23 protein-coding genes are annotated in these 25253 nt (G+C 55.8%); 17 read left to right on the top strand and 6 right to left on the bottom strand.

Annotated elements, in window-relative coordinates; all coding sequences use genetic code 11:
* Positions 1-239 precede the first annotated feature (239 nt).
* Positions 240-3359, bottom strand: coding sequence for a transglycosylase domain-containing protein (locus tag PT964_RS01740; protein ID WP_274361580.1), 3120 nt, complete (start codon positions 3357-3359; stop codon positions 240-242).
* 157 nt (positions 3360-3516) lie between these two features.
* On the opposite strand from PT964_RS01740, the gene tyrS reads away from it, so the two are divergent.
* Positions 3517-4770, top strand: a complete 1254-nt coding sequence (gene tyrS, locus PT964_RS01735) for a tyrosine--tRNA ligase (protein ID WP_274361579.1) — start codon at positions 3517-3519, stop codon at positions 4768-4770.
* A gap of 73 nt (positions 4771-4843) precedes the next feature.
* On the opposite strand, the gene rpsD is transcribed toward tyrS, so the two are convergent.
* Positions 4844-5443, bottom strand: coding sequence for a 30S ribosomal protein S4 (gene rpsD, locus PT964_RS01730; protein ID WP_274361578.1), 600 nt, complete (start codon positions 5441-5443; stop codon positions 4844-4846).
* A 369-nt stretch (positions 5444-5812) separates the two neighbouring features.
* Between rpsD and PT964_RS01725 the strand changes: the two genes are divergently transcribed.
* The 5 genes from PT964_RS01725 (at position 5813) to PT964_RS01705 (ending at position 9791) form a co-directional block, all read left to right on the top strand.
* Positions 5813-7270, top strand: coding sequence for a sensor domain-containing diguanylate cyclase (locus tag PT964_RS01725; protein ID WP_274361577.1), 1458 nt, complete (start codon positions 5813-5815; stop codon positions 7268-7270).
* A gap of 113 nt (positions 7271-7383) precedes the next feature.
* The gene (locus tag PT964_RS01720; RefSeq protein ID WP_274361576.1) at positions 7384-8499 is read left to right on the top strand and encodes an aminopeptidase; all 1116 of its coding nucleotides are present in this window, start codon (positions 7384-7386) and stop codon (positions 8497-8499) included.
* Positions 8500-8607: 108 nt separating this feature from the next.
* The gene (locus tag PT964_RS01715; RefSeq protein ID WP_274361575.1) at positions 8608-8856 is read left to right on the top strand and encodes an HPr family phosphocarrier protein; all 249 of its coding nucleotides are present in this window, start codon (positions 8608-8610) and stop codon (positions 8854-8856) included.
* Positions 8857-9021: 165 nt separating this feature from the next.
* Entirely contained in the window at positions 9022-9315 is a 294-nt protein-coding gene (locus tag PT964_RS01710) for an Fpa/YlaN family protein (RefSeq protein WP_274361574.1), read from the top strand.
* Positions 9316-9413: 98 nt separating this feature from the next.
* Entirely contained in the window at positions 9414-9791 is a 378-nt protein-coding gene (locus PT964_RS01705; protein WP_274361573.1) for an Asp23/Gls24 family envelope stress response protein, read from the top strand.
* A gap of 62 nt (positions 9792-9853) precedes the next feature.
* Here PT964_RS01705 and ftsW read toward each other — a convergent pair whose 3' ends face one another.
* The gene (gene ftsW, locus PT964_RS01700; RefSeq protein ID WP_274361572.1) at positions 9854-11029 is read right to left on the bottom strand and encodes a putative lipid II flippase FtsW; all 1176 of its coding nucleotides are present in this window, start codon (positions 11027-11029) and stop codon (positions 9854-9856) included.
* Positions 11030-11045: 16 nt separating this feature from the next.
* Positions 11046-11393, bottom strand: coding sequence for a YugN family protein (locus PT964_RS01695; RefSeq protein WP_274361571.1), 348 nt, complete (start codon positions 11391-11393; stop codon positions 11046-11048).
* Positions 11394-11532: 139 nt separating this feature from the next.
* On the opposite strand from PT964_RS01695, the gene PT964_RS01690 reads away from it, so the two are divergent.
* From PT964_RS01690 to PT964_RS01670, 5 genes are all read left to right on the top strand, one after another.
* Entirely contained in the window at positions 11533-12693 is a 1161-nt protein-coding gene (locus PT964_RS01690; protein WP_274361570.1) for an amidohydrolase, read from the top strand.
* A gap of 99 nt (positions 12694-12792) precedes the next feature.
* Positions 12793-13251, top strand: coding sequence for a CBS domain-containing protein (locus PT964_RS01685; protein WP_274361569.1), 459 nt, complete (start codon positions 12793-12795; stop codon positions 13249-13251).
* A 72-nt stretch (positions 13252-13323) separates the two neighbouring features.
* Complete coding sequence (locus tag PT964_RS01680; RefSeq protein WP_274361568.1) at positions 13324-15015, top strand: DNA repair helicase XPB; 1692 nt, start codon at positions 13324-13326, stop codon at positions 15013-15015.
* Positions 15012-16781 (top strand): helicase-associated domain-containing protein, encoded by a 1770-nt coding sequence (locus PT964_RS01675; protein ID WP_274361567.1) that lies wholly within the window; start codon positions 15012-15014, stop codon positions 16779-16781. Before PT964_RS01680 ends, PT964_RS01675 begins: the two co-directional genes overlap by 4 nt.
* A gap of 98 nt (positions 16782-16879) precedes the next feature.
* The gene (locus tag PT964_RS01670) at positions 16880-17335 is read left to right on the top strand and encodes a YlbF/YmcA family competence regulator (RefSeq protein ID WP_274361566.1); all 456 of its coding nucleotides are present in this window, start codon (positions 16880-16882) and stop codon (positions 17333-17335) included.
* A 270-nt stretch (positions 17336-17605) separates the two neighbouring features.
* Here PT964_RS01670 and PT964_RS01665 read toward each other — a convergent pair whose 3' ends face one another.
* Complete coding sequence (locus tag PT964_RS01665; protein ID WP_274361565.1) at positions 17606-18613, bottom strand: asparaginase; 1008 nt, start codon at positions 18611-18613, stop codon at positions 17606-17608.
* An 84-nt stretch (positions 18614-18697) separates the two neighbouring features.
* On the opposite strand from PT964_RS01665, the gene PT964_RS01660 reads away from it, so the two are divergent.
* The 6 genes from PT964_RS01660 (at position 18698) to PT964_RS01635 (ending at position 23396) form a co-directional block, all read left to right on the top strand.
* Positions 18698-18961, top strand: coding sequence for a YlbG family protein (locus PT964_RS01660; RefSeq protein ID WP_274361564.1), 264 nt, complete (start codon positions 18698-18700; stop codon positions 18959-18961).
* Positions 18962-19100: 139 nt separating this feature from the next.
* A complete protein-coding gene (locus PT964_RS01655; protein WP_274361563.1) occupies positions 19101-19538 on the top strand; it encodes a hypothetical protein in 438 nt (145 codons plus the stop codon).
* 150 nt (positions 19539-19688) lie between these two features.
* Positions 19689-20600, top strand: a complete 912-nt coding sequence (locus PT964_RS01650; RefSeq protein WP_274361562.1) for a selenium metabolism-associated LysR family transcriptional regulator — start codon at positions 19689-19691, stop codon at positions 20598-20600.
* Positions 20591-21484, top strand: coding sequence for a PHP domain-containing protein (locus PT964_RS01645; protein ID WP_274361561.1), 894 nt, complete (start codon positions 20591-20593; stop codon positions 21482-21484). Before PT964_RS01650 ends, PT964_RS01645 begins: the two co-directional genes overlap by 10 nt.
* Complete coding sequence (gene galU, locus PT964_RS01640) at positions 21481-22371, top strand: UTP--glucose-1-phosphate uridylyltransferase GalU (protein ID WP_274361560.1); 891 nt, start codon at positions 21481-21483, stop codon at positions 22369-22371. The genes PT964_RS01645 and galU overlap by 4 nt, the downstream gene beginning before the upstream one ends.
* A gap of 149 nt (positions 22372-22520) precedes the next feature.
* Positions 22521-23396: a hypothetical protein gene (locus tag PT964_RS01635; RefSeq protein WP_274361559.1), complete on the top strand. Its 876-nt coding sequence runs from the start codon at positions 22521-22523 to the stop codon at positions 23394-23396.
* Positions 23397-23406: 10 nt separating this feature from the next.
* Here PT964_RS01635 and PT964_RS01630 read toward each other — a convergent pair whose 3' ends face one another.
* A complete protein-coding gene (locus PT964_RS01630) occupies positions 23407-25182 on the bottom strand; it encodes an Rqc2 family fibronectin-binding protein (protein WP_274361558.1) in 1776 nt (591 codons plus the stop codon).
* Positions 25183-25253 lie beyond the last annotated feature (71 nt).

Here is a 25253-nt window from a genome sequence, read left to right as displayed (position 1 = left end):
ATCACTATGAGTTGTTAATCGGTTGGTATTAAGGGTTCTGTAGAAATTAAGCACACTACGAGTTGTTAATCACGTAAAAATGGTGAGTAGAGAGCCGTTTTTGCCGAGATAGCAACTTACAGTGTGCTTATGTTTTTCAAAGGCGCAAAATATGGCCCCAACAGCAACTCCTAGTGATGCTATTTCTCCGATGCATAAAAAAAGCGACAGTCCATCGTCAATGGCTGTCGCTTTTTTCTTTACTCCAAATGTACGGAAGGCGAAGGGGGAGATTCCCCGGCGCCGTTCTCCGCCGTAATGCGGTACCAGCCGCCGACCGAAACGGAGATGTATTCGAAAGTCGTTCCTTCCGTCGAGCCGATCAACTGATACGGACCGGACTCAGCTTGCGCGAAGTAGACGTTATATTTCGCGACGGCTTGCTCGGCGGGGCTGGCCGCCCATGAGAGCTTAACGCCGAGATCGCGCGCTTCCGCAGTCGGCTGAGACGGTGCCGCCGGCGCTCCGGCAGCGGCGCCTCCGCCGTCTCCGGTACCGCCGTCTCCGGATCCGTCGCCCGCGCCCGAATCGAGCGGATCCGTACCGTCGCCCGTCGTATCGGACGGATTGAACGGCGTACCCCCGGCAGGCCCGATATAAAGCGGTTCGCTCGGCGCCGACGTTTTGCCGGCAATGTCGACGGCGACGATATAGTATCCGAACGTCCGGTTCTCATCGATGTCGTCGTAAAACGCGGTAATATCCCCGTTCAGGACGGTCTTGCCCGGCATCTGCTGGAACGGGCCGCCGTCTACGGAACGATAGACGCGATAGCCTGCGATATCGTTATGCGGACTCGGAGAGAACATGACTTTGAAGCCTTTGTCGGTTTTTAGGCTCGACAGCTTCGCAGGCGGCGTCGGATTGACGCCGTCCTCCACCCGCGGGTCCGTCTCCGTCGGCGCATCGCCGAAGCCGTCGTTCGGACGGTAGCGTTCGAGCGGCTTGCGCTTCTTCTCGGGAATTTTATTCATCAATTCCTCGATGCGCTTCAGCAGATCGGATATCGGCTCTTCACGCACGACGACGGGCATCGTTCTCGTCATATCGTCCGGCGTTCCCGATTGCGGAATGTACGATTTGCCTTTGACGTTTACGATCTTAGCCACCTGCAGTACATCGTCCACTTTGGTCGGAATATATTTGCGGTTGAACAAATCCGTAACCGTAAGCTTTTCTTTAATGACCGTTTCGCTCGGCAAATCGCCGGAAACGCGGGAGACGGTCTTTTGCACGATGCCTTCCGGCATTTCGAATTCTTTTGTCGCAAACAGCTCGGGCTTCGTTTCGACGAGCGTGTTCATGACATCCGCCCAAACCCGTTTCGCCCTGAGCGATTCCTTCAAGGTGGAAGGCTGATCGTACCCGACCCATACGCCAAGCGTCACGTCGGGGGAATAGCCTACGAACCAGAGATCGTAGTTTTCCGAAGTCGTTCCGGTTTTGCCGACGATCGGGATGTCTTTGCCGTATTTAAACCGGCGCTTCACCTCCGTCGCAGTGCCGCTCGAAATAACGGTGCGCATCATGTCCGTCATCAAATACGCCGTTTGCTCCGAAAATACCGGTTCCGGCGCCAGCTTGTGCTCGTAGATCACATTGTCCTCGGAGTCGGTAATTTTGCTGATTAAGTAGGCGTCGTTAAACTGGCCCTTATTGGCGATAGCGGAGTAGGCGTTCGTCAGCTCTTCGACGGAAACGCCGTGCTCCAGTCCGCCGATGACGCCCGTCCGCGCATGGTAGTCGTCCTCGGTCAAGCTGGTAATGCCTAGCTTCTTGGCGAAATCCCACGCGGCCGGAATCGTGACGGTATCCACAAACAGCTTGATGGCCGGGATGTTCCACGATTGATTCAGCGCTTGCCGCGCGGTGACTAGTCCATGGTACTTGCCGTCCCAGTTTTGCGGAATATGAATCCCCGACGTGCCGTCCGGAAGAATGATCGGCACATCGTCGATCACGTCGCCCGGCTGTATGGCTCCCGACTCGAGCGCCGGCAAATAAGCCGCGATCGGCTTCATCGCGGAGCCCGGCTGGCGGGTGCTTTGTGTGGCGTGGTTCATCTGCTCGATATGAAAGTCCCGCCCCTCGATCATGCCGAGAATGGCGCTCGTTTGGTTATCCAGCAGGATCGCGCCTACTTGTTCGACGCCTTTTTTCGGATCGTCCTTCGTAAAGTTTTCCGGATTTTCGGCATAAGCGCGCAGCGCGGTGTAAATGTTTTTGTCGATGGTCGTGTATACCTTGTAGCCGCCCCGCAGCAGGTGCTCCCGCGCATCCTTCATCGCCTCGGCGTATTCCGGGCTGCGCAGCTGCTTAAACGTTAAGTCCGGATTTCGGGCAAGCACCAACGTCTCGGATGCCTGCCGCTCAACCTCCAGCATCAAAAACGGATAAGTGGAATACGCTTTGCGGGTCGGCTTCGCCAAGCTGTTCTTCAAATCGAAGGCAAGCGCATCGCGGTACTGCTCCTCCGTAATTTTACCGGTATCGCGCATGCGGTGCAGCACCCAGCGCTGACGCTCCAGGGCTAGGCGCAAGCCTTCTTCGTCCAGCTCTCCCTTGCTGGTAAAAGCGGAGAAGCGGGAGGGCTGCTGCGGCAAGCCCGCCAAATAGGCGGATTGGGCGAGGTTCAGCTGGTTCAGCTCCAAGCCGAATATGCCTTTGGCCGCCGCCTTGATTCCGAACAGATTGTAGCCGGAGGAGCCGTTGCCGAACGGAACCTTGTTCAGGTACGCGGCTAAAATATCTTCCTTCGTCATAAACCGTTCCATCCGTAGCGAGAGAAAAATTTCTTTAATTTTGCGGGAATCGGTTTTATCCAGGCTTAAAAACACGCGGCGTGCCAGCTGCTGCGTTATGGTGCTGCCGCCGGTCTGCTCGTCCTCGTCAAGCACCCGCTGCTTGACGGCTCTGACGAGCGCCGTAAAGTCGATGCCGATATGGCTGCGAAAATCGGCGTCCTCGGTAGAAATGAGTGCGTCTTCGACATATTTCGGAATTTCCGGATAAGTAACTACTCTTCGGTCTTCTTCCGTCCGCAGCTGGCCGACGACGGTGCCGTCCCGGAAGTACACGAAGCCGGTCTCGCTGTTCGTGCTCACCGCCTCGAGAATTTCAGCCTGCGTACGCACTTTCTCGTCCTTAACCAGCGCAGCCACGTAGCCGGTTACGGCTCCTCCGGCAACGATCACGCCGAGTATGCCGACAAGGAAAAGCCATAGCAGCGACTTGAATCCGAACCGGACGAACTTTCGCCCGAACGAAGCGGACGAAGGCGAGGCTGCGTCCTTGTTTTGGTTTTCTTTCATATCAGACATCGTTATGTACCTCCCCAAGATCAACCTTCATTATATCACACGAACGCCGCCTTGGGCATGCAATGCGGCTGTTCCAAATAAAACACGGCCCGGGCATGTTGACTGTCGCGTAAGGGGTATGCTATATATTGGTACATCTTAAGGAGTGAGAGGAATCATGGAAAAATCGATTGAACTGACCAAAGAGCAGCAAGCTGAGCTGGATCGTCAGCTCGCGACACTTCGCCGGGGTACCGCTGATATTATTCCGGAGGAGGAGTTCGCAGCCAAGCTGGCCCGCTCGATCGTTTCGGGCGTTCCGCTCAAAATTAAGCTGGGGCTCGACCCGTCGGCGCCCGACATTCATGTCGGCCATACCGTCGTGCTGCATAAGCTGCGCCAGTTTCAGCAATTCGGCCACCGGGTGCAGCTGCTCATCGGCGACTTCACGGGAAGAATCGGCGACCCGACCGGAAAGTCCGAAACCCGGAAGCAGCTGACGGAAGAAGACGTTCAGCGCAACGCCGCCACTTATAAAGAGCAAATTTTTAAAATTTTGGATCCGGAACGGACGGAGGTCGTATACAACTCGACATGGCTCGCTCCGATGACGTTCGCCGACGTCGTGGCGCTTGCCGCGAAGACAACGGTGGCGAGAATGCTGGAGCGCGACGATTTCACGAAACGGTATACATCGGGACAACCGATTTCCATTCATGAATTTTTTTATCCGCTGATGCAAGGTTACGATTCCGTCGCGCTGGAGACCGATGTCGAGCTGGGCGGCACGGACCAGAAGTTCAACCTGCTGATGGGGCGGACGCTGCAGAAGGAGTACGGCAAAGAGGCGCAGATCACGATGACGATGCCGCTGCTCGAGGGGCTTGACGGCGTCCAAAAAATGAGCAAGAGTCTGGGCAACTATATCGGAATCAACGAGGACCCGAAGGAAATTTACGGAAAAGCGATGAGCGTGCCGGACGAGCTTATGCTGAAGTATTACGAGCTGGTCACGGATCTGACGAACGAAGAGCTCGTACAGCTGAAAAACGGTCTTGAAAACGGAACGACGCATCCGCGGGACGCCAAAATGAATTTGGCGCATACGCTCGTTCGCATGTACCATGGGGAAGAGGCGGCAAAGGAAGCGCAAAACCATTTCGTCACCGTGTTCCAGCAGCGTGCTCTCCCGGAGGATATCGAGGAATTCACCGTTCCGGCGTCCGAGCTGGATAACGGAACGATCCGCCTGGCGAAGCTGCTCGTCGTCAGCGGGCTGCAGCCTTCCGGCGCCGAGGCTCGACGTACCGTTCAAGGCGGAGGGGTAAAGGTGAACGAGGAGAAGGTGACGGACCCGAACGCAGAGCTTCGTGTGCAGGACGGGGATATCGTGCAGGTCGGCAAGCGCAAGTTCATCCGATTGAAGCTGTAAAGCTTGCTCAAGCTGCGAAAACAATAAAAAGGCTTCCGCTAAAAAAGCGGAAGCCTTTGTTGTGAACCGTTGATTATCGGCTGTAGAACTCGACGATTTGCTTCTCGTCGATTTCTTGCGGAAGCTCGGAACGCTCCGGCGTACGAACATACTTGCCTTCCAATGCAGCTTCGTTGAACTCAAGGTAGTTCGGCAGGAAGTTGCGGTTCGCAAGTGCTTCCTTAACGGAAGACAGGTTGCGGCTTCTTTCGCGAAGGCCGATCACGTCGCCTGTGGATACGAGGTACGAAGCGATGTCGACCTTCTTGCCGTTTACGGTGATATGGCCGTGGGACACCAATTGGCGTGCGCCGGCACGGGAATTCGCGAAGCCAAGACGATACACGAGGTTATCGAGACGGCTTTCGAGAAGAACCATGAAGTTCTCACCCGTAATGCCTTGCATATGGGAAGCTTTATCGAACAAGTTGCTGAATTGCTTCTCGTTCAAGCCGTACATATGGCGAAGCTTCTGCTTCTCCATCAATTGCATGCCGTAGCCGCTCACTTTACGGCGCTGGCCAGGGCCGTGTTGTCCCGGAGGGAAGGGACGCTTCAATTCTTTACCCGTGCCGCTCAAGGAAATGCCAAGACGGCGGCTTAATTTAAATTTAGGACCTGTGTAACGTGCCATGGTTAAAAAACTCCTTCTCGTTCGTAAATATAAGTTAGCGTTGCTCATTCTTTAGGTTAGGTTCCGATAAGCTTGGACACGATTGCGCCTGTACGCGCCGCAAAAAAACGGAAACGCCGTATGCGTCATTCGGACGTGTTCAGCCGCAGGCCCGAACGTGCGGTACAGGAGGGTTGCACAAAACTCTTGGGTTAGAAGAGCGGTCCAACTTACGTACTCGACTACTCATTCTACGTGATATATCAGTCATTTGTCAAGATTTAGCCTTCATAATTCGTTATGCATTTATATACGAAAGTATAGTAGAATATAGGTAATATTGTTCCGAACTGGGAAAATCGCGGTCGTTGCGATAAAGAGGGGATGTTTTTGAAAGAAGAACTATGCTTAGCAGACGCACAGAAAGACGGCGGCCCAAGCTATGTGAGTCTTAAGCGCGAATTGGAGATGTACCGCAAGCTGCAAGGCGCCGTCAGGCGACTGAGCTCGAAACGGTCGGGACGGGAAGTTTTGGAAGCGTTATCGGAAGCGATCAAGGACTGCGTTCCGCATGCGGACGCCAGCTTGTATTTGACGCAGGATATCGCAACGTCGGACTTCCATGTGAAGCCGCTGCTGTTTAAAAATACGGGAAAAGATCTTTGCACGACAGCGTATTTGGAAGGACGGACGCTGATCGAGGACGAAGCCGGAGGGAAGGCGGTCAGGATCGCGGCTCCGCTTACGGGCAACCAAGGCGTATACGGCGTTGTAGAGATTGCGGCCGACACGCACTTCTCTCCGGAAGAGGTCGTGTTTTTATCCAATATTTGCGAAACTGCCGGTTCGGTATTCGAAAACGTCAAGCTTAACGAGCAGTCGAATCTCCTCATAACCGAATTGCGGCTTGTAAACGAAATTGCCAAAAGATTGAACCAGAGTCTGCGGCTGAACGATCTGTTCAATTACGCTTGCACGGAGCTTATTGAAGCGTTCCAGGCTCACTTTGCATGCATTCTTCAACTAGACCCCCACAATAGAACCTTCGTAGTGCAAGCGACGAACCTGCCTGCCATGCATGGAGATCACTTTTCAATAGATTACGGGTTTTCAGGAATTGTTTACCGCACGAAGGAGCCGGTGATCATATCGGACTACCAGGCGAAAAGCTCCGTCGAATCGAAGCTGATGAGGCATACCGGAGCGCGCTCGCTAATTGCGGCGCCGATCACGGTCGCATCCGAGGCGGTCGGGGTCATTCTCGTCGCTCACGAGAAAGAAAACTATTTTACCTATGAGGATTATAAGCTGCTTCAAGTGCTTTCGGACCACATCGGACTGGCCATATCCAACGCCCAGCTTCACGCCGAGCTGAATCGGATGGTCATTACGGACAATTTGACCGGCCTTCATTCGCGCAAATATTTGGATGAGCAGCTTCTCCTGTTCCAGCGAAGAGACAACGGAGGGACGCTGATCGTTGTCGATGTGGACGATTTCAAGACGATCAACGATACGTACGGGCATCAAGTCGGGGACGACGTGCTCAAGCATGTCAGCACCATTATCCGCTCATGTATTCGGGACACGGACGTTGCCGCGCGATGGGGCGGGGAGGAGCTCGCCATTTACTTGCCGCAGGTGCCGCTTCAGCACGGACAGATGATCGCCGAAAGAATCCGCAGCCGCGTTGCGTCCGAGACGAGACCCCCGGTAACGGTATCCTGCGGGCTCGCCGAGTGGACCCGCGGCGACGACAAGGTGAGCGTCGAGCATTTGTTTTACCGTGCGGATATGGCGCTGTACGCAGCCAAGCACGGCGGCAAAAATCAATGCAAAACCGGATGAAGGCTTCATAGGGACGCTCGCTTCGCCGGCGTTTGTTGGATAAATTGACCTGTGATAAAATAATAGGCGTATTTCGTACTTTGCTGCGGTAGAATTCGAAGGAGGAACTGAACTTGAAAGATCCTAGAATGATAAAATTGGCCCAAACGATCGTAAACTACTCCGTTCGAGTGCAACCGGGAGAAAAAGTGCTGATCGAAATGATCGGCCCCGAGCGGGAGCTGCTGAAGTGCATCATCGACGAGGTGCATGCAGCCGGCGGATATCCTTTCGTTCAACTGACGGACCGCGCCGTGCAGCGCACGATGCTGAAATCGATGACGAAGGAAAACCTTGAAATGTGGCGCGACCACGACCTCGCCCGCATGAAAGAGATGGACTGCTATATTGCGGTTCGCTCCGGCGAGAACGCAAGCGAGCTGTCGGGGCTGCCGGACGGCCAGCTCGGCTTGTATGAGAAAATTTATTATAAGCCGGTTCACTTGGACCAACGGGTGCGTCATACGCGCTGGGTCGTAATGCGTTATCCGAGCCCGTCCATGGCTCAATCCGCCGGCATGAACACGGACGCATTCGAAGATTTCTACTTTGACGTCTGCACGCTCGATTACGAGAAGATGTCCAAAGCGATGGACCCGCTTTCGGAATTGATGTCGAAGACGGACAAAGTTCGTATTACAGGACCGGGAACGGACCTGACGTTCTCCATTAAGGGCATCCCGAACGTGAAATGCGTCGGCGACAAAAACTTGCCGGACGGCGAGCTGTACACGGCTCCGGTTCGCGACTCCGTAAACGGCACGCTTCAATACAATACGCCTTCCGTTTATAGCGGCATTACGTTCGAAAACATCTTCTTCCGCTTCGAGAACGGGAAAATCGTCGAGGCGACGAGTAACGACACGAAGAAGCTGAACGAAATATTGGACAATGATGAAGGCGCGCGGTATATCGGCGAATTCAGCATCGGCTTTAACCCGTACATTCAGCATCCGATGAAGGATACGCTGTTCGACGAAAAGATCGACGGAAGCCTGCACTTCACTCCGGGTCAAGCCTATGAGGAAGCCGACAACGGCAACCGTTCCTCCATTCACTGGGATCTGGTGCTCATTCAGCGTCCCGAATACGGCGGCGGAGAAATTTGGTTCGACGATCGACTCATCCGCAAAGACGGGCGTTTCGTCATTCCGGAATTGGAAGTATTAAACCCGGAAAATCTAAAATAATGTTGCGGTGAGCAAATCTCACAATAATTTTCTTGATAAAGCCGCAAACCCAAAGTATGATTAGGGAAGAATGGTTGTTCCACATTATGGGTTCGGAGGCGATACCTTTTGACAACAAACAAAAATGCTGCCATCGTGGAAATTGCGCAAACAGCCGGCAAATTCAAATCTTCTATCGTTCTTCAATATGAAAACAAGTATATTGACGTGAAGAGCATCCTCGGATTGTTCACGACGCTTTTAACGGACAGCGATTACGAGCTGCACGTACACGGCCCGGACGAAGAGGAAGCGAAGCAGGCGATGTCCCAAGCGTTCGAAAAGCACGGCTTGAAGGTTATCGTTGTAAACGGATAAGCAAGCATCATAGAAAGAGCGAGCCGCCTTGGCCCGCTCTTTTTTGCGCCTTGTGCCCGATTACTTGTACTGCGCGGCGATTTCGTCTAATATAAACATATAAAAGCTTGCAATTTCATTAAACATCTTAAGTATTTGAATGGTGTTACGTGGGGGGAAAGCGCCATGTCTTCTTCGGAATTGTTGCTCCAATTGAATCAAAAGGCGATGCACCTGCTGCAAGAGGACGCGCGCAAGATCGAAAATTTGATCCAGGTGCAGATGGAAAACCTGGCCACGCGCCAATGTCCGTTATATGAAGAAGTGTTGGATACGCAGATGTACGGTTTGTCCCGGGAGATCGATTTTGCGGTTCGTGCCGGTTTGATTCAAGCAGCGGAAGGGAAAGAGCTTCTGGTTAATTTGGAGCGAAACCTCGCCCAGCTGTACGAAGCGCTCGCGGTCAACCAAAATCGATAACGGTTAAGCGGCCATATAGGCCGTTTTTTTGTCCTTGAAGTGCATCCGGATACCCATTACAATGAAAATCAAAGCCTATATAAAGAGGTGAGCCTTTCGTGACGGAACAAAGTGGAAGCATTCGAATTGCAGACGATGTCGTAGCTACGGTTGCAGGATTGGCGGCGCTGGAAACACCGGGAATTGCGGCGATGTCCGGAGGTATTTCCGAAGGGTGGGCGAAGCGGCTATCCGGCAAAAATGCGCAAAAAGGAGTTTCTGTCGAGGTCGGCAATGTGGAAGCGGCTGTCGATTTGCGAGTTATCGTTCATTACGGCGTGGCCATTCATAACGTTTGCCGCGATCTGCAGGAGCGGGTAAGGGAATCGATCGAAAACATGACCGGTTTGCGCGTGGTGGAAGTGAACGTGAAAGTCGAGGGTGTACTGTTCCATGACGAAGTGACGGAGGAAGCGCCGGCGATTCGCGTGAAATAATGGATAATATACGAAAGAAGGCTGACCGCCTATGTGTTGAAAGCGGTGCAGCCTTTTTTTTGTTATGAACGAATGCGGGGCACCTGCTGCGGAATCCGCTCGACCCGAGGCTGCTTCTCCGATTCGACGGCCGCCTTGGAGCTATCCCGGGAGATGCTGAGCAAAATACCGGAGCTAAGCATGCACACAAGCAAGGATGAACCCCCGTAAGAGATGAAAGGCAGCGTAATCCCGGTCATCGGAATGGCGCGCGTGACGCCTCCGATATTGATCAGCGCTTGAATGCCGAACATGCCTATGATGCCGATGCCGACGAGCGTGCCGAACGGATCCGGACATCGCAGCGAGACGATGATTCCCCTCCACAAGTATAAGAGGAATAGAAGCAAAAATACGAGCGTTCCGATAAATCCGAGCTCTTCGCCCATAATGGCGAAGATGAAGTCGTTATGCGCCTCGGGGAGATAAAACAGCTTCTGGATGCTTTGGCCGAACCCGGCTCCGCCGATGCCGCCGTGGCCGAACGCCAGCTCGGCTTGTACGTTCTGCCAGCAGCCGCCTAGTTTGTCGGCCCAGGGATCGAGATAGCACTGAATCCGGTCCATCTTGTACGATTGCTGCTCGGAGAAAGCCAAGTTCCCTATGAATACGGCCCCGGCAACCGCGAGAGTCGCGGCACCGAGCAGCAGATGCTTCATATTGGCTCCGCCCGCCACAATGACGATGGCGCTGCAGCAAAGAAAAATAAAGGCCGAACCGAAATCCGGCTGCTTCAGGATCAAGAATGCGACAAACCCTACGACCATAGCGACGGGCAGCAAGCCGTTCTTGAACCGTTCGAATTTTTCGCCCTTCTTGCAAATCATGGAGCTTAAATACAAGATGATGGCAAGCTTGGCGAGCTCCGCGGGCTGGATCGAAAAAAAGCCGAGATCGATCCAGCTGCGAGGCTTGCCTCCGGCGGGCTGAAGCAGCACGGCAACCAGCAGCCCGAGCGTACATACGAAGAAAGGGAGATACCCTTTCTTCAGCTTCGTATACGGCACATTCATGGCGAGCAGCAAGAGTATGGCACCGAGCGTCCCCGCGATCAGCTGCTTCTTGGTAAACAGCAGCGTGTCTCCGTATTCGTAGGCTGCAACGGGCGAGCTGGCGCTGAATACCATGACGATGCCGAACCCCACGAAAAGAAACGTGAGCAACAGCAAAAGAAAATCCGGCGTTCCCCTACGTTCCATTTCAGTTCCCTGACGCTTACGCCTGAATCAGCTGTTTGAAGGCGGCAAGCTTCTGCTTCGCCAGCTTCATAACCGACTCCGGCACTGCGGAATTGTAATCCAGGCCGTGCGGGAACGTGGCCCGTCCGATGTAAACCTCTTCGACCGCAAGCACGGCTGCGGGGTTTTCCAGCTTGCCTTCAACCGCTCTTGTGCTGATCCGCACGAAATAGTCTTCCTTGCTCGGTTTATCTTCAATCTTCAAGTCGTATGTAGCGCGGGTATATTCCCATTGCCAACGGACAAAACCGATCTTCTCCGAAGCTTCGTCCAAATCGGCCAATTCCGCTTGCAGTCCTTTCAGTCCGCTGTCCTCGATAATCAAAATACATTCCTCCTGTTAATACCGCTTCGCGGCTAATCGTCAACCCCATGATATTATGAATTCGTCCCTCGACGCAACCATCTCTCTTAAAGGGGAATGACAATTATGTTACTATAAGATAAATGAGGAGGGATTCGGAATGGTTCGGGTTCGGGAAGAGACTTTGCAGGAAACGATGGAGCAGGTCGTGACATGGCGCAGACATCTGCATCGTTATCCGGAATTGTCGTACCAGGAGCGGGAGACGTCGGCGTTTGCCGCGAGGCTGCTTCGGGAGTGGGGCTGGAACGTCCGCACGGACGTAGGCGGCTACGGCATTGTGGCCGATCTTGCCGGCAGCGGGGGCGGCCGCACCGTTGCTTTGCGGGCGGATATGGATGCGCTCCCGATTCAGGATGCGAAAACCGTCGAATACGCGTCGCAGGTACCCGGCGTGATGCACGCCTGCGGGCATGACGGCCATACGGCGGCGATGCTCGGGGCGGCGAAGCTTTTATCGGAGTCGAAGGAGTCGCTCGAAGGCAATGTGCGGCTGTTGTTTCAGCCGGCCGAAGAAATGCCCCCGGGAGGGGCGAGCGCCATGATCCGGGACGGGGCGCTGGACGGAGTGGACTGCATATACGGCATCCATCTTTGGTCGCAGATGCCGGCCGGGACGGTACAGACGGTTGCAGGCCCGATGATGGCGGCGGCCGACGAATTTACGGTACATATTAAGGGTAAGGGCGGGCACGGCGGTTTGCCGCACGAGGCGATCGACAGCGTGCTCGTGGCTTCGCATGCAGTCGTCAATTTGCAGTCGGTCGTCAGCCGTAACTTCGATCCTACGCTGCCGAGCGTCATTACGGTCGGCTCGATTCGCGGCGGAACGACGTTCAACGTCATTGCCGCCGATTGCAAGCTGCAAGGGACGGTCCGTACGTTCCAGAAGGAGCTTCGCGCCTATGCGCAGCAGCGGATCGACGAGGTGCTGGCGCACACGTGCGGCATGTTCGGAGCGTCATACGAGCTCGAATACATGCTCGGGTATCCGCCCGTGGTGAACGACCCGGCCGAGACGGATTTCGTGCTGCGCAGGGCGGCCGAGCTGTTCGGTGCCGAGCGTACGGCAACGTCTCCGCTCATTATGGCCGCCGAGGATTTCTCTTACTACTTGGAGCGCGTGCCCGGATGCTTCGTGTTTGTCGGCGCCGGTTCGGATACGGTCCAAGCGCCGCATCATCACCCGTCTTTCGATATCGACGAAAGCGCGCTTGAAACGTCCGTAAGGCTGCTGTATTCGCTCGCTTCCCGGCGCTGAATGGAACGGCTTCCGTTTGGGGATTCTAAGGGAGAACGCAAAATATGCCGACATGAAGGCATACAGCTTTGATCCTTTACCCAAGCAGGAGGAGATTCGATGAAAACGGTCAAAACCGTTGCCGAAATTATGGAAACGGACATTGTAACGGTGACGTTGAAGGATAATATTTACGAAGTCGCGCTGAAGATGAAGCTTCACAATATCGGCTTTGTTCCGGTTGTGGAAGGCAAGCAGCTGCTCGGCGTCATTACCGACCGAGACCTCGTCATTCGCGGATATGCGGAGAAGCACTCCGGCTCCACCGCCGTCAAAGAGGTCATGAGCGATCAGCAGGTCATTACGGTGACGAAGGACACCTCGGTCGATGAATGCGCCAAGCTGATGGCGAAAAATCAAATTCGCCGTCTGCCGGTCATCGAAAACAACGAATTGATCGGCGTCGTGGCGATCGGCGACTTGGCCGTTCGGGATATGACGGAGGACGAAGCGGGAGAAGCGCTCAGCAAAATTTCCGAGCAGCGCAACACGGTCGGCAGTACTTCGATGAAATCGTGAAGAATCGTTTCCGCTCCGTTTTCCTTCTACAGGAAAACGGAGTTTATTTGTAAGCGGGGGTGAATTATTTTCATGACGGACAAGCCGATCATCGTGCAGAACGATAATACCGTGCTGCTGGAAACGGGTCACGGGAAAGCCGAAGAGGCAAGAAAGGCGCTGAACGGCTTCGCCGATTTATGGAAAAGCCCAGAGCATTTGCATACATACCGAATTACGCCATTATCGCTTTGGAATGCCGCCGCCTCGGGCTGGACGGCGGATTCGATTGTTCACGCCCTTTCCGAGCACGCGAAATTCGGCGTTCCCAAAAAAGTGGAGGAGTTCGTCACATCTTTTGTAAACCGGTTCGGATTGCTTCGTCTGGTGCAGGAGGGAAGCAGGCTGCTGCTTACTTGCGACGACGAAACTGTGCTTCGTCGAATCGAAGGCTACGGCTCGATGTTCCGGTATTTCGACGGCTACCGGGAGCTGGGGGCCATCGGCGTTAAGCCGGCGGAACGGGGCGAAATTAAACAGGAGCTGCTAAAGCTCGGCTATCCGGTAGAGGATGTTGCGGGGTATGCGGAGAGCGAGACGGTTCCGATCCGCATCCGGACCGTTTCGGCGAGCGGAAAACCGTTTCAGCTGCGGGATTACCAGGAGCGGGCGGTGGAGGCGTTTTACCGTGGGGGCAGCGCCGAGGGCGGGAGCGGCGTGCTCGTACTGCCGTGCGGCGCCGGAAAAACCGTTATTGGGATATTCGCGATGGCGCGGCTGGGCTGCGCCACATTGATCCTAACGTCCAATTCGACCTCCGTCCGGCAGTGGAAGGAAGAGCTGCTGGATAAGACGGAGCTGACCGAGGAGGAGGTCGGCGAATACGGCGGCGATCGCAAGCAAGTCAAACCGATCACGATCGCTACGTATCAGATGCTGACGCACCGCAAATCGAAGGACTCCCCTTATTCGCATATGCGCCTGTTTCGGGAGCGCAGCTGGGGACTCATTATTTACGACGAGGTACATATGCTGCCGGCTCCGGTATTCCGCGCGACGGCGGAAATTCAAGCGACGCGGCGGCTCGGGTTGACCGCAACGCTCATTCGCGAAGACAGCCGCGAGGACGACGTGTTCTCACTCGTCGGCCCGAAGCGGTTTGAGGTGCCGTGGAAGGAGCTCGAAGCGCAGGGCTGGATTGCCGATGTGCGCTGCCGCGAAATCCGGGTGTCCATGGACGAAGCGACGTCGAGGGAATACCGCGGCGCCGCTTCGCGCGAGCAGCACCGGATTGCCGGGGAAAACGTCGAGAAGCTGAAGGCTGTCGAGCGTCTGCTTTCCATGCATGACGGCGAGCAGACGCTGGTCATCGGGCAGTATCTCGATCAGCTGCATCGGATTTCCGAGCAGTTCGGCGCACCGCTTATTACCGGAGAGACGCCGCACGAGCAGCGTGAGGTGCTGTACCGGAAATTTAAGCGGGGCGAGCTTCGGCTGCTGGTCGTATCGAAGGTCGCCAACTTTGCGATCGACCTTCCGGATGCGTCCGTTGCGATCCAAGTTTCGGGAAGCTTCGGATCCAGGCAGGAGGAGGCGCAGCGTCTCGGCCGCGTGCTCCGGCCCAAACGCGGGGACAATACCGCTTATTTTTATACCGTCGTGACGAAAGATTCGAGAGAGCAGGACTACGCGCTGAAGCGGCAAATGTTTTTGGTCGAGCAAGGATACAGGTATCAAGTGGCCGATGCGGCGGAGAAGCTGTTACCGGAGGAGGCGTATCGATGATCGGACAGAAGCCGCAATTAAGCGGAACGGAGGAAAAAACGCTCCGCGCCATCGTGATTCATTTTGCCGAGGAGCCTTTTACGTGCGAGGCGCTGGAAGCCGCCGCACCTTGGGAGCTGACGGGCTGGGAGGCCGAGGCGGGGGTGGCGGGACTGCGCAGGAGGGGAATCGTAACGACGCGGAAAAAGGCGTGGGGCGAACGCATCCACACGCTGGCTGACGGCGTATTCGTATATTGGCAGCAGCTGTTTGTCGGCGGCGGCGAATCGCTTGCGATTCCCGCAGGTCGAATCGTTCCGTCCTACGAGCCGAGACGCGGCATTGCCTCATTGCTGTTCGGCCTGCTTTCGGCGGCGCGTTATACTCTTCTCCCGCTGACGCAGAAGGGGACGCTTCATAAGCGGGACTTGCAGCGCTTATCCGAGAGGCTGGACGTCTCCGACGAAGAGCTCGCGGGTTTGCAGAACAGCTATCTGCATCAGGATAAATACGGGATTGCGTTCGCCGTCGTCTACGACATGGCGCTCCGTCTCGGCCTGCTTACCGGAGGCGTAGACCGGATCGCCGCTAACCCGAAGCGGCTCGAAGAGTGGCTCGGCCGCTCCCGCCGCGAGATGAACGAGCGGCTGCTGGCGATTTGGCGGGAGGTGTACATGCCGAGCGATGTATGGCTGCAGCATGCCGCCGCCTTGCTGCAGTCGCTCCCCGCGGGGCAATGGACGAGCGTAAGCCGAATGACCGAGCTGCTGCTGAGCGCCGGCGTGCCGCAAGGCGGACGGACGCAAGCGGAGCTCGAGGACGCGATTCGAGCGTGCTGGCTGCGTCCGATGCGTGCCTTCGGCTGGCTTGAGCTTGGAAATTTGCACGGCGAGGAGGATGCCGTAAGGTGGAAGCAGGATCCGGATGGCGCGGAAGAGGCGGGAACCTGGTACGTGCAGCCCGATTTCGAGGTGCTTGTTCCGCCCGGCGTCCCGTTCTCTCTCCGCTGGGGGCTGGAAGCCTGCTGCCAGTACGCCGGCGGCGAAGAGCTGGAAAAATACCGTTTGACGAAGGAATCGTTGACGCGCGCTCTGGATCTGGGCATGAGCGCCGAGGACGTGACGGAGCTGCTGCGCCGCGGCTCGAAGCACGGGGTGCCCTCGAACGTCGAGGAGACGGTGCGGGGCTGGGGGAGCCGGTACGGGACGGTGACGATGGAGAACGTAACGCTGCTTCGCTGCCGGGATTCGAAGGATGCCGAGGACATCCGGTCGCATCCGATGACGGCGCCTTACGTGATAACTCTCGTCGGAGACCGCGATCTCATCGTTCGAAGCGGGATGGCCGACGAATTGTTCGACGTGCTCAAGCGGCAAGGCTATGATCCGCGTAAGGAAGAAGGCGAGGTGCCGCCTCCTTCCGCAGAGGAAGGGAAGTCTCCGGAGTCGCCCGGCGGGCTCGTATACTCCAGGCGGACAGCCGCTTTGTTCCCGGTGGATCCCGCTCCGCCCGCACCGGAAAGCGTGCGTCTGGCCGAGCAGGTGCCGCAAGCTTGGATCAAGCAGCTGCGCCGCTACCATCTGTCGACCATGCGGGATTTGGTGGAGACGGCGGTTCGCCTGAGGACGAATGTAAAGCTCGGAAGAGACGGAGAGCTGAAGACGTTCTACCCTCGCAGGATGGAGCGGATGAACGATCGGTGGTTCGCGGTCGGATATATGGACGGAGCGGAGGCGCGGATTGCGATCGAGGAATGGGCGGAGGCGCAGCTGCTCTTGCCGGAATAACGGCGCCTTAGGGCAAGCAATGTTTTTCCTTCTTCATTGCTCGCGCAAATATGATATGATGAAGTTGTATCTTATTTTGCAAATCCGAGGTTGATGGAATGAGCATAGCCGAAAGACATATAATGGATTTCCCTGCTCTTTTAGATAAAGCGGACGAACTCGGGAACGCGCTGCTCCGATCCAGCGAGGTCGCGCAATATTTGTTCTGGAAGGAGCGCGCTGCGAAGGACGAGGCGGCGAAAGCGATCATCCGGAAAATGGCGAAGGCGAAGGAGCGGTTCGAGGAGTGCGAACGGTTCGGGCACTTTCATCCCGACTATCACGCCGCATTGAACGATGTAAAGGCGATCGAAGCGGAGATGGAACGAGTCGAGTCGATCCGCGAATTCAAGAAGGCGGAGGATGCGCTCGATAAGCTGCTGTATGACGTATCCGAAGTTATTGCGCATGCGGTGTCGGAATCAGTTAAGGTTCCAAGCAACGATCCGCTGCCGAAAAGCGGATCGAGCTGCGGCACGGGCGGCTGCTCGGGCGGCTGCAGCAGCTGCGGGTGACGAACATAACGGATGCGTCCGCCAAGGGAAGCCGTAAGCTTCCTTGGCGGACGCATCTTTTTTTCGTTGCTAACGGACACCACAGACGTTATATCGCCATTTTCCCCACCGTCATGCCGCTAACGGACACTACAGACGCTAAACCCCGATTTTTGGCGCTGATCCCTGTTTTTTCGAGGCAATAACTGCTACGGTGTCCGTTACAACTGCAAACTCCATTCAAAACGCCGAATAACTGCATCCTTGTCCGTTAGAGCGAGCCGCCATTTATCAGAATCGATCCAGCTTGAACACCGGCACGGTGCGGCCGACCTCCGTGCCGGCCCAGTTTTTGATGACGGGGCGATGAAACGACGACAGCTTTTCGCTCTCTTCCGGTGTCAGCCATCCGAGCTGCAGCAGCGCCTCGGTAACGGCCGGATAATTCGCCCGTTGATTGCCGTCCTCGATTTTGCTCGCCAAAGCAAGTCCCGACCCCGGCATCGTCACCGCGAATACGCCTTCCGCGCCCATCTTCCCGACAAGCTTGCCGTTCGTAGCGATGATCAGCGCGGTGTCGAACCGGCCTTCGCCTGCGATCATGTGCGGATGCTTCGAAACGGCGCCGACGATCGTGCGGCACGCTTCGGAAGGAAGCGGATCTGCAGGCGTCCCGAGGCGGGCGAAGGCGAGCGCGATGTTTTTGAGCGGCGTGCCGTACACGGGAACGCCGCAGCCGTCCACGCCGATGGCAATGGAATCCTCGGGGATCCCGGCGAACGCGGCGTAGGTCGCGAGCATTCGCTTCTGAACGGGGTGATCCGGCTCCAAGTACGTCTCGAGCGGCGCCCCCATGTGAACGGCTAACGTAAGCATCCCGGTATGCTTGCCGGAGCAGTTGTTGTGAAGAGCGGTCGGCTTTTTTCCTTCCAGCGCGAGCGCTTCCGCCGACGGTTTATGGTACGGGGCGTGAGCGCCGCAAAGCAGCATCTCCGGCCCGATCCCGAGCTTGCCGAGCATGCCCGCGACGGTTTCCACGTGCCGCTGCTCGCCGCCGTGGGAAGCGCACATCACTGCGATCTCCCGCTCGTTGTAACCGAACGCCTCGGCTGCGCCGGACGCAACGACCGGCACCGCCTGTATAAATTTCGCGGACGATCTGGCATACGTAACATAATCGGGATTTCCCGCTCCGGCGGCAAGCTTCCCGCTCGTGTCCACGACGGCCATATGGCCGCGGTGAACGGACTCGATGACGGATCCTCTCATCATATGGATCAGCTGAATTGATTCGGACATGAAGATCGACGCTCCATTCGACAATTTTCTGTTATAATAGTATCCATAAGAAGTACCAGTCTCACTTGGAAATGGGGAATACTCATGTTTGTGGAACGGCTCGGTATCATTGTCTGGTTATCCGATACGAAATCCGCACGGAATCTTGAGAAATACGGAACGCTTCACTACATCTCCAAAAAGATGTTTTATGCGGTGCTTTACGTCCATGCCGACCGTGCGGAGGAGACGATAAAAAGTATACAACGATTGCCTTACGTAAAGAAAGTAGAACGGTCTTACCGGGCAGAAATACCTACGGAATACAACAATACGATACCGGACAAAACGAGATTTTATACCTACTAAGCACATTTTTAGAAAAAAAGCAATGCCTTCCGTTTCGGCGGGAGGCATTTTTTATGCGTTTCTTTTTCGCTGGAAAAGTTAATTTCCTGTTGTAATATGAGAAATAACAAAGGCGGCGGCCGTACAGCGGAGGAGACGAATGAAGGATAAAGCGACGGAACGGTGGGGGACTTACGAATCATTTTTCGTGCAGCTGGGGGACAAAAGAATCGCCGACATTATCGTGACGAATCACGCCAAGGAACGGTGGACGAACCGGGTGGAATCGGAGAAAACGGGCACCGACGATATTTGCGCATTTCTTTGGGAGCATCTGAAGAAAGGGACGATCCGTTCCTATTACCGAAACGAACAGGATGTGTATACGGTAGAGGACGATTTGGTGTTCGTCGCCGAGTTTGCGCCTTCCGACCGCCATATGGATCTTGAGGGCAAGCCTCTGGAAAAGATGATCGTCGTAACGTTCTTAGGCAGGATGTCGGAAACGATGGAGCTAAGGGATTTGCGGACGTATTATTCGTGGCTTCGCCACTCGAGACGGATGACGTTGATCAAAAACGGCAGAAAAAAAAGATGAAGGCGCGGTGTGTGCGTTAGCCCCGCGCTTTTTTCATGCCGCTGCACTCTGGTATAATGTAGCAAGACCGCGATTGGCGAAAGGTTTTGTTGAAACTAAACAATTGCCGATCTCGTTAGTTATAAAAAACTCGTAAAGCGGTGAGCTCATATGGCGCTAAGCTTTCATCAACTGCATATATTTCATACGGTGGCCGAGAAGGGCAGCTTCTCTGCGGCCGCTGCCGCCCTTCATATGACTCAGCCCGCTGTGACCATGCAGGTTCAAGCGCTTGAGGAATATTTCGGAACGAAATTGTTTATCCGTTCCACCAAAAAAATCGAACTTTCGGACGCGGGGAAAGCGCTTCTCCCTTACGCCCGCAGAAGCATCGAGCTCGTGAAGGAGACGGATATCGCCTTATCCAAATTTACGCATATGCTGGAGGGCAGGCTGCAGCTGGGCGCCAGCCTGACGGTCGGGGAATATGTGCTGCCAAGGCTGCTCGGGCCTTTTAACCAGGAATACCCGAACATTGCGATCCAGATGAAAGTGATGAACACGACGCAAATTCTTGAAGAAATGACGCGCCATCAGCTTACGTTCGGATTAATTGAAGCGCCGGTCGTCCATCCGGATGTTCATACGGAGCCGGTGCTCAGCGATGAGCTGAAGCTGATCGTGCCCGACGGACATCCGCTGCTGTCTTTGCCGGAAGTTACGCTTGAGGATGTGCTCACATATCCGTTCGTGCTGCGGGAGCAGGGCTCCGGGACGCGCCAGGTGATGGAGCAGGAGCTGCGCCGCGCCTCGATCGACCCCGCGTCGATGAAAATCGTCATGGAGCTCGGGAGCACCGGCGCAGTCAAGTCGGCGGTCGAAGCCGGGCTCGGCATCACGTTTTTGTCGCAATCGTCCGTCAAGCATGAGCTCGCCCTCGGGGTGCTCAAGATGGTGCCCTTGCGCGAAATCCGGTTCATGAGGCATTTTTACGCGATGTATTTAAAAACGACCCTCCTGCCGATTTCGGCGGTTACGTTCTTGACCTTTTTGCGGGAGAGGGATCTCAGCAAATGGCTGTAAAGGAGACGGACGGAATGAACGAAGGGCGGTACGACCTGCATACGCATACGACGGCGTCCGACGGCCGCCAAACGCCGAGCGAAAACGTGCGCCTTGCCAAACAATCGGGTTTGGCCGGCCTTGCCATAACGGATCACGATACGGTGGCCGGCGTCGCGGAGGCGCTGGAAGAAGGAGCCGGAAGCGGCGTTACGGTCATTCCCGGCGTTGAAATCAGCACGAGCGGCGACGACGGGGATGTGCACGTGCTCGGGTATTGGGTCGACATTCGCGACGAAACGTTCCTCGAACGGCTTGCCGAGCAGCGCGACGCGAGATTGAAGCGCAACGAGCTGCTGATTGAAAAGCTGAACGAATTAGGCTATGTCGTGACGCTGCAGGAGGCGGAAGCGGTTGCGGCGGAGCGGAGAAGCGGCAAGGAGAAGGCCGTCGGCCGTCCTCACATCGCGGAGCTGCTTGTGCGCAAAGGGTACGTCGAATCCGTCTCCGCAGCGTTCGAGACGCTGATCGGCTCCGGCGGCAAGGCGTACGTTACGGTACCGAGAGTGGCGCCGGAGTTGGCAGTGCGCTGGATTCATGAAGCGGGCGGCGCTGCGGTGCTCGCTCATCCGGGGCTTTATTCCGCAGGGGAAGAGCTCGCCGAGCGGCTTGTGTCCGCCGGACTGGACGGGGTTGAAGCCGCGCATGCGGACCACGACGAAGCGAAGGAAGCGGCATACCGGAAGCTGGGGCTGCGGCTCGGGCTCGTTGCGACGGCGGGCTCGGATTTCCACGGGTTTCGCGACGGCATCGCTTTTCATGCTCCGCTCGGCTCGCGCACGGTCGATCGGTCCGTCGTTCGGCGGCTGTTCGAAGCAACGGGAAGAAAAGAGAGGTATACATGATGATACGTAAAGCGATCATTCCGGCCGCGGGTCTTGGCACCCGATTTTTGCCGGCGACTAAAGCGCAGCCGAAAGAGATGCTGCCGATTGTGGATAAACCCGCTATCCAATATATCGTGGAGGAAGCCATCGATGCGGGCATCGAAGATATCATTATCGTAACCGGCCGGAATAAACGGGCGATCGAGGACCATTTCGACAAATCGATCGAGCTGGAATTGATGCTGGAGGAAAAAAAGAACGAGGAAATGCTGAACATGATCCGCGGCATTTCCAACATGGTCGACATTCATTACATTCGCCAAAAGCAGCCCCTCGGACTCGGACACGCCGTATTGTGCGCCAGAACGTTTATCGGAGACGAGCCGTTCGCCGTATTGCTCGGGGACGACATTATCGAATCGAAGCCCTCGTTCCTGAAGCAAATGCTTCAGGCGCACGAGGAGCATCGGACGTCCGTCGTAGCCGTGCAGCAGGTGCCTTGGGATGAAGTGCAAAAGTACGGCATCGTCTCCCCGTCGGAGCCCGTAGCGGGCGTGAACGGAACGTGGCTTGAGGATTTGGTTGAGAAGCCGGACCGGGAGCAGGCGCCGTCCAATTTGGCGGTAATCGGCCGGTATATTATCGAGCCCCACGTATTCCGCATTCTGGAGCATTTGCAGCCCGGACGCGGGGGAGAAATCCAACTGACGGACGCGCTGCGGATTTTGAACAAGGACAAGCGCATGATCGCCTGCACGCTGCAAGGCAAGCGGTACGACATCGGCGACAAGTTCGGATATATCGAGGCGACGATTGAATTCGCCCTGCGGCGCCCCGAGCTTTCCGGCTCCGTACGAGCCTATTTGACGTCGCTCGTTCAACAGTGGGAGCAAGAAAAGCAATAAAAGGATTGCATGGATTGGAAAATGGTGGTATGATATATCCAACAGCACATCTTAAGGTGAAGCACACCTTTGGAACGGCCTCGGCCGTTCCGAAGGTGTTTTTTGTTATTCCGATTTTTTGAAAACAGCCGATAAGGAGTGAAAGGCGAATGGGAGCATTATTGTTTACGAAGGAAGAGATGACGGCGTTTTTGATCAAGCATATTCAGGAGAAGGAGCCGAGCATCCGATTTGAGCCGAAAGAGGAGGAATTGCTGTATACGATACGTTTTGAAGGCTATCAGGAAGATTTGGCGGTAATGAATTTCAACAATATTTGGACCGCTTATTCCCGAACGAACGATTTGAATTGCGTGATCGAAGGGCTGAATGCGCAAGTGAAGGCATTAAGCATGTCGCGCAGCTTGCAGGAAGACTGGCAAGGCTTTCGCGAGGAGCACGTATACCCTGTGCTGCGTCACAAGCTGTATGCTCCGGACCGGAGAGGGGAAAGAGACGGGCTGCTGACCGACGCGACGGTGGAAGGGCTGGATACGATGTTTCTGGAACGGAGGGACGGCATATGTTTGCTGCTGAGCAAGCAGATGGTTCCGCCGGGCGAGCAGGCGAGGTGGAAGCGGATTGCGTACGATAACGTGCGCGCCAAAGGCTGGGTGCCGCCTGCGGAATCGTTTCCCGCGCTGAACTTTTGGGAAGGCGGAACGATGCATGTGTTTTACGGCGCCGACCACCCGTTCCAGCTGCAGTTTTTCTTGAAGGAGCTGAGGGAGAAAGGGATGCCGTCATCTTTCCTTGTCGGTTTTCCGAGCTACGATATGGCGATCGCGCTGACGGTGGACGGGGGCATCGCGAAAGCGAAGACGGCGAAGGAGATCGCCCTGCGCTCCGGTTTGGCCAAGTATATGAGAGCGATGTACTTACAGGAGCCTAGACCGCTGTCCGTCAATGTGTATTGGGTGAACGGGGAGCACAAGAGTTGCGTCCTTCGGGAGCCGGCGCACGCTTCGAACAAAAAAACAGGCTGAAGCTCAAGCCTCAGCCTTGCTGCTTTCCGGCGGACATCGCCTTTACTTTCTCTTCGTCCGGCGTAATATAGATCGTCTTTTGCCGTTCATAGATGACGAATCCGGGCTTTGCGCCCGAAGGCTTGCGCACATGGCGGACCTGGGTGTAATCGACGGGAACGCTGCTGGAGCTTTTCGCTTTGCTGAAGTAAGCCGCCAAATTCGCAGCTTCGTCCAAGGTCGCTTGGCCGAACCGGTCGCCGCGGATCAATACGTGCGAGCCCGGAATATCCTTCGTGTGCAGCCACGTATCGGAAGGGTGCGCAAGACGGTTCGTGATGTAATCGTTCTGGGTATTGTTTTTTCCTACATAAATCGTGACGCCTTCGGAAGAGACGAAGCCGTGCAGCTGCGGCTTGGCGCCCGGGCGCGCTTTCTTCTCCTTGCGGCCGCCTCTGCTGCGGACGTAGCCGCCTTCGACAAGCTCGGCGCGAATTTCTTCGATGTCGGCCAGCGTCGCGTCGTCCAGCTGCTGCAGCAAATCCTCGAGGTAGCGGATTTCTTTGGACGCTTCCTCCATTTGCTCCTCCACCGCGGTCAGGCTGTTTTTCATCTTTTGGTATTTTTTGAAATACCGCTGCGCATTTTCGGAAGGCGTAAGCAGCGGGTCGAGCTCAATCGTCATACTCCGCTGCTCCTCGTCGTAATAATTGACGACTTCGACCTGCGCGGCGCCGCGTTCGAACGTGTGCATGTAGGCGTTGAGCAGCTCTCCTTGAATGCGGTACCGGTCGGCATCCTGCGCATCGTTCAGCGTTTCGCGGAGCTTTTCGAGCTTCTTTTCGTTTTTGTTCCTCTCGTTTTGCAAAAAGCGGTGAAGATCGTGCGTCTTTTGCTTGACCGCATCTCGTTCCGCCTTGTCGCCGTAGTACTGCTCCAAGCATTCGCTGATTCCTTGGTATTGCTTTCGCTCGCCTCGGATATGAAGCAGCGGAACGACGGAGAAGTACGACTTCCCGGTTCGCTCCTGCACTACGATGTTAGGCTCATAGCGATGGCTGCGAATCGCCTCCATCGTTTGAACGAACGCATGTGCGGCGGCTTCGGCGGCGACGTATTCTCCATCGGCGAGGCTTGAGACGGCGCGCTCCGCGATGGCTCGGGCAGCCAGCGGGCTGATCCCCGTAAAGCCGTCCACCAACGCCCGCGCTGCTAGATCCGGCGTTAGTGCGGCCCCGTCGTTCACCGCGGAATGCAGGCGGACGGTTACTTCACTCGGTGAAGCGTCCAGCGGATTGCGTTTGTCCTGCTCGGGCGGAGCGACGTACGGACTTCCGGGAACGATGATGCGGTACGAGCTGATTGCGGGCGTAACGCGGTGGATCGCATCGAGCACCGTACCCGAGGACGGATCCGTCAGGACGATATTGCTGTGCCGGCCGGTCAGCTCGATGACGATTCGCTTGGAGCTGACGTCTCCCAGCTCATCCCGCTGCCGAACGTGAATATGGATGATCCGCTCCATGCCGACCTGCTCGATCGATTCGATCACGCCGTTCTCGCAATACTTTCGAAGAAGCATGCAGAACATCGGCGCTTCCAGCGGGTTTTGATAGCTGCGCTCCGTCCGGTGCACTCTCGGGTAGGTCGGATTGGCGGAGAGCAGCCACTTGGCTGTCGTGCCGCCGCCTCTTAAGGTCCAAACCAGCTCATGCTCGTTCGGTTGATGTATTTTATGAATTCGTCCGCCGACGAACGATTGCATTTCATGCACTACGGCGCGGACGACTAAACCGTCGTATGACATTGTTTTCAACTCTCCCTCGACTTGCCTGACAATACCCCTATATTGCCACACTTTGCCCGAAAAGGTAAGAG

The sequence above is a fragment of the Paenibacillus thermotolerans genome (assembly GCF_028745515.1).
In the GTDB taxonomy this organism is placed as follows: Bacteria; Bacillota; Bacilli; order Paenibacillales; family YIM-B00363; genus Paenibacillus_AE; species Paenibacillus_AE thermotolerans.
The sequence above is the reverse complement of the archived record's forward strand: the minus strand, read 5'-3'. Positions and strand labels throughout refer to the sequence as shown.

What these genes read in the sequence shown, in the direction of transcription:
- rpsD (WP_274361578.1), bottom strand. Translation starts at nt 5,443, where the DNA reads ATGGCACGTTACACAGGTCCTAAATTTAAATTAAGCCGCCGTCTTGGC.
- PT964_RS01665 (WP_274361565.1), bottom strand. Translation starts at nt 18,613, where the DNA reads ATGTCCGAATCAATTCAGCTGATCCATATGATGAGAGGATCCGTCATC.
- tyrS (WP_274361579.1), top strand. Translation starts at nt 3,517, where the DNA reads ATGGAAAAATCGATTGAACTGACCAAAGAGCAGCAAGCTGAGCTGGAT.
- galU (WP_274361560.1), top strand. Translation starts at nt 21,481, where the DNA reads ATGATGATACGTAAAGCGATCATTCCGGCCGCGGGTCTTGGCACCCGA.
- PT964_RS01630 (WP_274361558.1), bottom strand. Translation starts at nt 25,182, where the DNA reads ATGTCATACGACGGTTTAGTCGTCCGCGCCGTAGTGCATGAAATGCAA.
- PT964_RS01690 (WP_274361570.1), top strand. Translation starts at nt 11,533, where the DNA reads ATGGTTCGGGTTCGGGAAGAGACTTTGCAGGAAACGATGGAGCAGGTC.
- PT964_RS01740 (WP_274361580.1), bottom strand. Translation starts at nt 3,359, where the DNA reads ATGTCTGATATGAAAGAAAACCAAAACAAGGACGCAGCCTCGCCTTCG.
- PT964_RS01685 (WP_274361569.1), top strand. Translation starts at nt 12,793, where the DNA reads ATGAAAACGGTCAAAACCGTTGCCGAAATTATGGAAACGGACATTGTA.
- PT964_RS01650 (WP_274361562.1), top strand. Translation starts at nt 19,689, where the DNA reads ATGGCGCTAAGCTTTCATCAACTGCATATATTTCATACGGTGGCCGAG.
- ftsW (WP_274361572.1), bottom strand. Translation starts at nt 11,029, where the DNA reads ATGGAACGTAGGGGAACGCCGGATTTTCTTTTGCTGTTGCTCACGTTT.
- PT964_RS01645 (WP_274361561.1), top strand. Translation starts at nt 20,591, where the DNA reads ATGGCTGTAAAGGAGACGGACGGAATGAACGAAGGGCGGTACGACCTG.
- PT964_RS01675 (WP_274361567.1), top strand. Translation starts at nt 15,012, where the DNA reads ATGATCGGACAGAAGCCGCAATTAAGCGGAACGGAGGAAAAAACGCTC.
- PT964_RS01655 (WP_274361563.1), top strand. Translation starts at nt 19,101, where the DNA reads ATGAAGGATAAAGCGACGGAACGGTGGGGGACTTACGAATCATTTTTC.
- PT964_RS01710 (WP_274361574.1), top strand. Translation starts at nt 9,022, where the DNA reads ATGTCTTCTTCGGAATTGTTGCTCCAATTGAATCAAAAGGCGATGCAC.
- PT964_RS01680 (WP_274361568.1), top strand. Translation starts at nt 13,324, where the DNA reads ATGACGGACAAGCCGATCATCGTGCAGAACGATAATACCGTGCTGCTG.
- PT964_RS01670 (WP_274361566.1), top strand. Translation starts at nt 16,880, where the DNA reads ATGAGCATAGCCGAAAGACATATAATGGATTTCCCTGCTCTTTTAGAT.
- PT964_RS01660 (WP_274361564.1), top strand. Translation starts at nt 18,698, where the DNA reads ATGTTTGTGGAACGGCTCGGTATCATTGTCTGGTTATCCGATACGAAA.
- PT964_RS01635 (WP_274361559.1), top strand. Translation starts at nt 22,521, where the DNA reads ATGGGAGCATTATTGTTTACGAAGGAAGAGATGACGGCGTTTTTGATC.